The 9,474-nt window shown below is 52.0% G+C and carries 9 protein-coding genes; 4 read left to right on the forward strand and 5 right to left on the reverse strand.

The genetic code is table 11. The annotated features are described in order from the left end of the window. Positions 1 to 5 precede the first annotated feature (5 nt). A complete protein-coding gene (gene matP, locus SIK97_RS17455) occupies positions 6 to 458 on the forward strand; it encodes a macrodomain Ter protein MatP (RefSeq protein ID WP_014228663.1) in 453 nt (150 codons plus the stop codon). A 102-nt stretch (positions 459 to 560) separates the two neighbouring features. Here matP and ompA read toward each other — a convergent pair whose 3' ends face one another. Then, positions 561 to 1,631, reverse strand: coding sequence for a porin OmpA (ompA, locus tag SIK97_RS17460; RefSeq protein ID WP_004849520.1), 1,071 nt, complete (start codon positions 1,629 to 1,631; stop codon positions 561 to 563). 353 nt (positions 1,632 to 1,984) lie between these two features. After that, the gene (sulA, locus tag SIK97_RS17465; protein ID WP_032749745.1) at positions 1,985 to 2,494 is read right to left on the reverse strand and encodes an SOS-induced cell division inhibitor SulA; all 510 of its coding nucleotides are present in this window, start codon (positions 2,492 to 2,494) and stop codon (positions 1,985 to 1,987) included. A 462-nt stretch (positions 2,495 to 2,956) separates the two neighbouring features. On the opposite strand from sulA, the gene SIK97_RS17470 reads away from it, so the two are divergent. After that, on the forward strand, positions 2,957 to 3,580 hold the full coding sequence (locus tag SIK97_RS17470) for a TfoX/Sxy family DNA transformation protein (protein WP_046878167.1): 624 nt from the start codon (positions 2,957 to 2,959) through the stop codon (positions 3,578 to 3,580). On the opposite strand, the gene yccS is transcribed toward SIK97_RS17470, so the two are convergent. Both yccS and SIK97_RS17480 read right to left on the reverse strand, forming a co-directional pair. Continuing rightward, complete coding sequence (yccS, locus tag SIK97_RS17475; RefSeq protein WP_032749744.1) at positions 3,568 to 5,703, reverse strand: YccS family putative transporter; 2,136 nt, start codon at positions 5,701 to 5,703, stop codon at positions 3,568 to 3,570. The two genes, SIK97_RS17470 and yccS, sit on opposite strands and share 13 nt — an antisense overlap. A gap of 17 nt (positions 5,704 to 5,720) precedes the next feature. Then, positions 5,721 to 6,167, reverse strand: coding sequence for a YccF domain-containing protein (locus SIK97_RS17480; RefSeq protein ID WP_057174223.1), 447 nt, complete (start codon positions 6,165 to 6,167; stop codon positions 5,721 to 5,723). 122 nt (positions 6,168 to 6,289) lie between these two features. On the opposite strand from SIK97_RS17480, the gene helD reads away from it, so the two are divergent. Further along, entirely contained in the window at positions 6,290 to 8,344 is a 2,055-nt protein-coding gene (gene helD, locus SIK97_RS17485) for a DNA helicase IV (protein ID WP_049079886.1), read from the forward strand. 28 nt (positions 8,345 to 8,372) lie between these two features. Here helD and mgsA read toward each other — a convergent pair whose 3' ends face one another. Continuing rightward, positions 8,373 to 8,831, reverse strand: coding sequence for a methylglyoxal synthase (gene mgsA, locus SIK97_RS17490; RefSeq protein WP_014228668.1), 459 nt, complete (start codon positions 8,829 to 8,831; stop codon positions 8,373 to 8,375). Positions 8,832 to 8,985: 154 nt separating this feature from the next. On the opposite strand from mgsA, the gene SIK97_RS17495 reads away from it, so the two are divergent. Continuing rightward, positions 8,986 to 9,399, forward strand: coding sequence for a CoA-binding protein (locus SIK97_RS17495; protein WP_014228669.1), 414 nt, complete (start codon positions 8,986 to 8,988; stop codon positions 9,397 to 9,399). Positions 9,400 to 9,474: the final 75 nt, after the last annotated feature.

The following is a 9,474-nucleotide window of genomic DNA, read 5'->3' on the forward strand; positions in this document are numbered from 1 at the left end:
TCGCAATGAAATATCAACAACTGGAAAATCTTGAAAGCGGCTGGAAATGGACTTATCTGGTAAAAAAGCACCGGGAAGGTGAGCTTATTACCCGCTACATTGAAGCCAGCGCTGCGCAAGCCGCCGTCGATTTATTACTGACGCTCGAAAATGAACCCGTGCTGGTGAATACCTGGATTGAGCAGCATATCAATCCGGCGCTGGTGAACCGCATGAAGCAGACTATCCGCGCCCGACGTAAGCGTCATTTTAACGCGGAGCATCAGCATACGCGTAAAAAGTCTATCGACCTGGAGTTCATGGTCTGGCAGCGTCTGGCGGGTCTGGCGCAAAGACGGGGTAAAACGCTGTCTGAAACCATTGTGCAGTTGATTGAGGATGCTGAGCATAAAGAGAAGTATGCCAGCAAGATGTCCAGCCTGAAGCATGATTTGCAGGTACTGTTAGGTAAAGAGTAGCGATGCAAGCATCGGGATATATCGGTGCGCTGCTGCTTTTTGATAGCGGAATTTAAGATAAAAAAAACCCCGCATCGCGGGGTTTTTTATTAACGAGATAACTTAAGCCTGCGGCTGAGTTACAACGTCTTTGTAGCCTTTAACTTCGATTTCTACGCGACGGTCCGGCGCCAGGCAGTCGATCAGAGCTGCGCGAGCTTTCACGTTGTCACAGGTGTTGCCAGTAACCGGGTTGGATTCGCCCATACCGCGAGCAGAGATTTTGCTAGCCGGGATACCTTTGGATACCAGGTAATCAACAACGGACTGAGCACGTTTCTCAGACAGCTGCTGGTTGTAGGCATCAGAACCGATACGGTCGGTGTAGCCCAGAACAACTGCGGAACCGTCTTTCGGATCCATGTTGCTCAGCTGGGTGTACAGCTGATCCAGAGCCTGCTGGCCTTCTGGTTTCAGAGTAGATTTGTTGAAGTTGAACAGAACGTCAGACTTCAGGGTGAAGTGCTTGGTAGTCACTTCTGGAGCCGGAGCCGGCGCCGGAGCTACAACCGGAGCAACGTCGTCCTGACCGAAGCGGTAGGATACGCCCAGGCTCAGCATGCCGTTATCAGGACGGGTACCAACGGTGCCAGCGTCGCCGATGTTGTTAACCCACTGGTATTCCAGACGGGTTGCGATGTCACGAGTAACAGCCCACTCTAAGCCGCCCGCGAATACCGGGGAGACGCCAGTGTCGTGTTCGCTACGGGAAACGCCGGTAGAAGCGTAGTTACCTTTGGAGTCAGCGCGCCAAACCATACCACCCAGACGGGTATAGATATCCAGATCGTCAGTGATCGGGTAACCCAGTTTAGCAGTCAGCTGAACGCCCTGAGCTTTGAAAGCGCCGTTGTCAACGCTGCCTTTGTAAGCCATACGGCCCAGCCAGTCGTAACCCATTTCAAAACCGAGGTACGGGTTAACCTGGTAACCACCAAACGCACCAGCACCCAGCTGATCGTTACGGGTCGGGCCGTTGTTGCCCTGGAAACCGTTACCGTAGAAACCGGTGTCGTGATACTGGGACCAGCCCAGTTTAGCACCTGCGTACCAGGTGTTATCTTTCGGAGCGGCCTGCGCTACGGTAGCGAAGCCAGCCAGTGCCACTGCAATCGCGATAGCTGTCTTTTTCATTTTTTGCGCCTCATTATCATCCAAAATTCGCCATGAAGGTTCAGAAGACCTCACGGTTAAATCCTTCACCCGGGGCGTGACTTGTTGTTAACTATGCTGATACATGCAGCGTAAGCCGATCACCCCTGGCGATGTAAAGTCTACAACTTAGTTCGAAACTTACAAGTGTGAACTCCGTCAGGCATATGAAAAAAAAGGGTTGTGTACGCTATGTTTAACCAATACGGTTGAACTTAATCGAGGCAAAAAAAGTCGCGAAGCCGCATCAGACAAGCATTTTAACAAAAATGCCGTTCAAGAAAGCCCATCTCGCGCCAGGGCAAAAAAAATTCCAGGATTAATCCTAAACTCGGTTAATGATACAGGTTTGAGTGAATTTTTAGCCCAGAAAGTTGTCTGCCTGGCTGATTGGTATTTCTTACCGGACGCATGATAAAGCCCATCGCGTGACCCTCTTCTGCAGCGGCAACCAGGCGTTCATGTTCCTCAATGTTCAGTTCTTCTGATAGCCAGCCAATAACGACGCTATAATTTCCCGTGCGCAGTGAGCGAACCATGGATTCCAGGGTGTTAGCGGGGGAGAGCTGGCTGATCTGCATCACCTTCGACAGCGGCAAACCGGACGACTGCACCCATTCGCGGCTCAGCTTCTGTTGTGGCGTCAGCCAGAGCTGCCAGCGCGATTGCTGCCCAAGCTGTTGTAATAAAGGAAGCAATAGTAGCTGCGTCATCATGGGCTGGTCTTCTCGATAGACTATTTCACTGATCAGCCCATTAGCTGGCTGTTCGGCAGCGTCATGAGAGCGACGACGTACTGAAGTAGAAGTCAGTGGTGAACGATTTGCGTGAGCTGATGTAAACATAGTCTATCCCGCCTGTGGGTTACTGTATGCATATACAGTATATGCGGCAGGGTGAAAGATCAACCCTATTTTCTCTGTTGCTGGATGAAATTTGTACGTCGCCGGGAGTGAACCCGAACCGGTCGCATCGGATGTCCGCGCGTACACAATGTGAATTCATGGTTGTCGCGCTTTCTTGCTGGCTAAATTCTTCTCATAAATGATGGCATTAACGGTCTATGAGCGAACAGGGATGCCCTGCTCTCTGTACGCTACTGTGATGAATATTAATTAAGCATTTTATCTTTCCCGCGTTTAACTTCATCAAATGACTATTTTCTGAAAGCGGCTCGCAAAAAAACACGCTGATTAAAATGAACAGATAATTCATGTTGCCGCATGAAGAGAAGTCACTTATTTTCTCTTTTAACGGATCCGTTAGCACATTTATGTCTTATTTACATGATTAACAAAGGAATAATCATGAAGAAACTTATATGTCTTAGGATCCATCAGTTTCGGGCATGTTTGTCTCCATTAGGAAAAATAAGCTGTCGGCCCTTATTTGGTGGCTATAGCCTGGCGATAGATAATACCGTGTTTGCCATGATGGCTGAGGGAGAAATCTATCTTCGGGTTTGCGAGCAGAGCGCGGAGTACCGCGTGGCGCATAAAAACCCGCTGTTGAAGATGCAGAAGAATGGTCGTCTGGTCGCGCTGAAGTATTATCATATTGATGAGGAACTTTGGCGGGATAGCAAAATGCTTTTTCATTTATCGGCGCTGTCATTACAGAGCGCGCGTCATGAAAAACATCGGCAGCGACATTCCGGAAGATTAAAAAATTTGCCAAATATCAGTTTTCATATGGAACTACAGCTGATTAATTCAGGCATTACGGATGAATTAATGCTGCGTAAGATTGGGGCCAAAGAAGCCTGGTTGAGGTTACGAAAAATAAATAAAGCGCTAACGGTGAATATTCTTTATTCCTTACAGGGGGCTATTGAAGGCGTCCACGCGGCCACGCTCCCGACGCAGCAGCGTCAGGAGCTTGAGAAGTGGGCAACGGAACAGATGCGGGAGAGTGAGAGCTATTCAGGTTGAATCTCAACCTGTCGCTGTAGCCGGCAAATCTCTGGCAGCAGCGCCAGTAGCAGCCCGATTTGTTGAAGCACTAACGGCTCTTTGCTATCGGCACGAGGTTCAAGATGCTGTATCCGGGTTTGCAGGCTTGTTAGAGCTTGCTGTACCCGCTGTTCATCGGCCGGTGAGTGGTGCAGCGCGTCATCAACATAACAAACGGCATCGTCCAGCAGCGCCAGGATATCTGGCGTTGTCAGCTTTTCCCTGTGTGCGCCCAGGGCGGAGATATAGCTGGTAAAAGTGTGGTTCAGGCATAACAACCGAAAAGCGGTTTCCCGCATTTGCGAGCCCGCTCTGGGTTCCGTTGATAAGTTTGATACAACGGATGCCAGCTCACCGTCCCTGCTGTGCGCCGCTCTTCGCGCAATACGATAGGCAAGACGGTTGTCGCGCCCCTGATGATATTGCTCGAGTATGGCATCTAAATATCGGCAGTTGGCATTGATTGCTTGTTCAAGTACTCGGGGCAGGTTGCGGAATTTCCAGTCTGGCCAAATAAAGCTGACTGCGGCCCAGGCGATAGCGCAGCCGATCAGCGTATCAAATATACGCGGTAGGGCGACTTCAAAACCTTCCCCCAGGAGGTTAAAGCACAGCAAAACCAGAAGGGTAATGAACATGGTCGCATGGGCGTACTGTACATTACGGAACGCGAAGAACAGCACGCCGGTCAGGACAATTAAAAGCAGCTGGCCTTCGACAGAAGGGACGAGAAGCAGCACCGGCAGGCCTATCGCTACGCCGATGAGCGTACCGATTATCCTTAACGCCAGCCGGTGACGAGTGGCGTTATAGTTTGGCTGGCATACGAACAGGCTGGTCAGCAATATCCAGTAACCGTGGTTCAGTCCGGTTAACTGGATAAATGCATAACCTGCGCACAGGACTAATGACATTCGAACCGCATGGCGAAACAGAGCTGACTCTGGGGCCATATTACTGCGCAGGCGCAGCCAGATATCGCTGAAACTGCCAGGTTGGTCGTCGGCTAACAGGTTTTCCGTGTTGTGACTGGACTGTACAGTCGTCTGGACGGATTCAATTGTCGCCAGCTGGGCGTCAATGGCGCGTAAGTTATTAAGCAAAAATCCCAACGCCTTTATCTGTTCTGCCGGTGCGCCGCTGGCTTTTACGCGATCGAGCGCGGCGTCAAGATGCATAAAAGCGCGCTCAAAGTGAGTGTCATGAAGGTAGGGTTCGCGTAGCAGGATGGCACGAGACAGTTTCTGGCAGGCCTGCGCCTGCATTGACAGCATACGCTGGAAGCGGAACATCACGTCACTGTAGCGAAAATGATCGCGCAGCGTTTGGTATTGAATATGCGATGAGCTTGCGCGTTCGTGGATGTCCTGCGCCACGAAGTAATACTGCAAAGTGCGACGCGTTCCGCGCTGCCCGCGATCGCCGCGCAGGCGAGTCAGCAGGGAAACTTTCGTCTGATTCAGCGTGGCCACAAGCTGGCCATTGGCTATCGCCAGGTCATACAGCGGAGCCTGGCTTTCATCTTCAATATCCGGATCGAACAGGCGTGATTTAAGCTCCAGATAGTGAGCTAACTGCTCGTAGCTGCGTGCCAGATTGTCCTGAAGAGGACGGATAGGGAAAATCAGATGTCCGGAGAGGGTAAGTAAGTTGTACCACACCGCGCCAGCCAGCAAAAACAGCGGCTGAAGATACCAGTGGCTGTAAAGCGTAACGCCCAGCATGGTATAGATGGCGATTAACAAAGCACCAAAGGCGATGGTGGCATAGCGTTGGCCCAGGCCGCCGAGCAAAATAAAACCGATTGTTGAAACGGTTAATCCCGCCGCAAATAACCACGGCCAGGGAAAAAGGAGTTCCACTGAGGCTGAAGCAATAAAAAAGCACACGAGGGTAATGGCCAGATTACGCAGACGTCCTGTCAGGCGGTCATCAAGGTCGGTCAGCGCCGCTGCCACCACCCCGAGTGTTAGAGGAATCGTGAGTTTTACTTCGCCAAGCCACCAGGGAAATGCGGTCGTGCCGCAGAGTGCGATAAATATCCTGATGTTATATAACCAGGCACTGTTCCATGTATAGCGGCGTAGCAGGGGGGTGAGCATTTCTCTATTCCATTCAATTACTGAAAGCGGCGACGCGCATTGGCTTCACGCGCGGCGCGAGCGGTCTCGACGGAGACGACTCGTCGGCCTACTGGCCATAAAGCAATAGCGGCGATTTTAAAATTGGCGATGCCAACCGTGATGCCAATGATAGTCAGGCATTGGGCGATACCACAAAAGATATGCATCAGGCACAGCCACCAGCCAAAGAAAATAAACCATAAAATATTCAATAGTGTCCCACCCGCGTTTAGCAGGCTATTCTTTCCCTGAGGATCGAGTTCGTCGACATGAACGGCCTCATTCCCATAGGGAAAAAGAGAGAGTTTTGTTATCTCCCAGCAGGAGCGGGTGAGAGGCAGGGTAAAGATCAGCACAATGCTGACCAGCGTCGCCAGAAGCCAGCCGAGCGTGGTGGCGAATCCGCCAAGGATAAAGTTTAAAATATTCAGAACGGTACGCATAAACCCTCTGCTTAATACGGTGGATAATAAGGCACGGCCATTGTAGCGTTTTTTACGCTGGAGCACCCGGTCGCTGGCGGTTAAACTTAAAAACATCCAACCTGATTGAAATTCGACATTATATGGAACTTAGAGCGACAACATTGGGCAAGCGTATGGCTCAGCATCCTTATGACAGGGTGCAACTTCTTAATGCCGGAGTAAAGGTTTCCGGTGATAGCCATGAATATCTTATACCTTTCAATCAGTTATTATCAATTCATTGCAAGCGTGGGCTGGTTTGGGGGGAGCTGGAGTTTACCCTACCGGGCGAGAAAGTTGTGCGTTTGCACGGTACCGAATGGAGTGAAACCCAGCGTTTTTACCATCATCTGAACACGCTCTGGCAGCAGTGGAGCGCGGAAATGAGCGATATTGCCGCTGATGTACTTCGCCAGCAGCTGGCGGAAGTGGCGCGTTGCAGCGCGGAAGGTAAATGGTTGACGCGTCAGCAGGTAAGCGATATTCAGCGCAAAATACGCCATGCGCTGAGCGGATTACCAGTGCCGACAGTCCGTCTTGATGCTTTTGATAACTGCCGCGAGCTATGGCGGCAATGCCAGAGTTGGTTGAGTAATACGGAAAAAGCCAGGCTCGAGCATAACCAAACTTTTACGGAATCCATGCTGGAGCAATACCGCGGATTTTTTGCCGCAGTGGAATCATCGCCGTTGAATCCGGCTCAGGCACGCGCAGTCGTAAACGGCGAGCGTTCGTTATTAGTTCTGGCGGGTGCCGGAAGCGGTAAAACTTCCGTGTTAGTGGCGCGCGCAGGCTGGTTATTGACCCGTGGCGAGGCGGCGGCTGAGCAAATTCTGCTACTGGCGTTTGGTCGGCAAGCCGCGCAGGAGATGGATGAGCGCATCCGCGAGCGCCTGGGCACTGAAGAGATCTCTGCGCGTACTTTTCACTCCCTTGCCCTGCACATTATCCAGCAGGGCAGTAAAAAAGCCCCGACGATCAGCAAGCTGGAGAGCGACAGCGCTGCACGGCAAAAACTTTTAGTACAGAGCTGGCAGCAGCAGTGCCAGGAGAAAAAAGCGCAGGCGAAAGGCTGGCGATTGTGGCTGGAGGAGGAAATGGGGTGGCAGATCCCTGAAGGGGATTTCTGGCAGGACAAAAAGCTGCAGCGTCGTGTTGCCAGCCGCCTTGACCGCTGGGTTAGCTTGATGCGTATGCATGGCGGCTCGCAGGCTGAGATGATTGCCGGGGCCCCTGAAGAGGTACGCGACCTTTTTGGCAAGCGCGTTAAGCTGATGGCCCCTCTGCTAAAAGCGTGGAAAACGGCGTTAAAAGATGAAAACGCCGTCGATTTCTCCGGCCTGATTCATCAGGCGATCAATATTCTGGATAAAGGGCGGTTCGTCAGCCCGTGGAAGCATATTCTGGTGGATGAGTTTCAGGATATCTCCCCGCAGCGGGCATCCCTACTCGCCGCGTTACGTCGGCAAAACACGCAGACGACGCTGTTTGCCGTTGGCGATGACTGGCAGGCCATCTACCGTTTCAGCGGTGCTCAGCTCTCTTTAACAACGGCCTTTAATCACTATTTTGGCGAAGGGGATTGCTGTGCGCTGGATACGACGTACCGATTTAATAGCCGGATAGGCGAGATAGCCAACGGGTTTATCCAGCAAAATCCGCACCAGTTAACGAAACCACTAAACAGCCTGGTCGCAGGGGACAAAAAAGCGGTGACGTTATTGGCGGAGGACAAACTCGACGATCTGCTTGATAAAATGAGCGGCTATGTCAAACGAGAGCAGCGGATTTTATTGCTAGCGCGCTATCATCATTTGAAGCCGGCGGCGCTGGAGAAAGCCGCCACGCGCTGGCCGCATCTGCAGCTCGATTTTATGACTATTCATGCCAGCAAAGGACAACAAGCTGATTACGTCATAATTCTTGGCCTTCAGGAGGGGGATGATGCGTTTCCTGCACCGGCGCGTGAGTCGATTATGGAGCAGGCGCTCTTACCGCAGCCGGAGGATTTTCCCGATGCCGAAGAGAGGCGTTTGCTGTATGTCGCCATCACCCGCGCCCGCCTGCGCGTATGGCTGTTGTTTAATAAAGAGCAACCTTCGCCGTTTGTTGAAATGCTAGAGGCGCTGGATGTGCCGGTAGCAAGAAAGCCATGATGGCTGGCGGCGTGGCCGCCAGCGGGGCTTATTTCAGACGCTCTGCAAGGTAGCGCTGATAATCAGGGATCAGGATATCAACGGGGTCGCTGAAGTGCGGGGACTGGATAATAAAGTCGGCGGTTGAGACATTGGTGGCGACGGGAATATTCCATACCGTCGCCAAACGTAATAACGCTTTAACATCCGGGTCGTGCGGCACGGCATTTAGCGGATCCCAGAAAAAAATCAATACATCGATTTTACCTTCTGAAATCAGCGCACCCACCTGCTGGTCGCCGCCCATGGGACCACTCAGCATCGCATGCACCTCCAGCCCGGTTGCGCGTGACACCAGATTTCCGGTCGTTCCTGTCGCCGAGAGCGTGTGTTGCGCCAGCAATGGCTGGTGGCGCTCGACCCACTTCATCAGCATATCTTTACAGTGATCGTGAGCAACCAGCGCAATATGCTTGCGTGCTGGCAAGGTACGTGTTGTTAGTTCCATCATTTCATTCCACATTTTGGCCTGTAGACAGATTACTGGAAGTGACTGTTGCTGCAAGCGTCGGGATGAAAAAATTTGACGCATCTGCAGGTCATGACTCATGCGGGTTCATCCGGATTAGCATACACTTGGGCTAAATAGCTGGAGGATGATGATGAAAGAAAACGATATCGCAGGTATTTTGACCTCGACACGGACTATCGCCCTGGTGGGGGCAAGTGACAAACCTGACCGCCCAAGCTATCGGGTGATGAAGTATCTTCTGGAGCAGGGATATCACGTCATTCCCGTTTCCCCTAAGGTTGCGGGTACCACGCTGCTGGGGCAAAAAGGGTATGCCACGCTTGCTGACGTGCCGGAAAAAGTGGATATGGTCGATGTTTTCCGTAACTCAGAAGCGGCCTGGGGCGTCGCCCAGGAGGCAGTGGCTATCGGTGCGAAAACGCTATGGCTACAGCTGGGGGTAATCAATGAACAGGCGGCTGTTCTCGCCCGAGACGCCGGTCTAAACGTGGTGATGGATCGCTGTCCGGCGATAGAGATCCCGCGATTAGGATTAGCCCGTTAAACCTAAAACCCCGCCTGGCGCTGAGGGATCCCCATAAAACAGTGCTAATAAACCAGCACCATACTTCGGTAGGCT

The organism is Klebsiella sp. JN_Kp126 (assembly GCF_033843325.1).
In the GTDB taxonomy this organism is placed as follows: domain Bacteria; phylum Pseudomonadota; class Gammaproteobacteria; order Enterobacterales; family Enterobacteriaceae; genus Klebsiella; species Klebsiella michiganensis.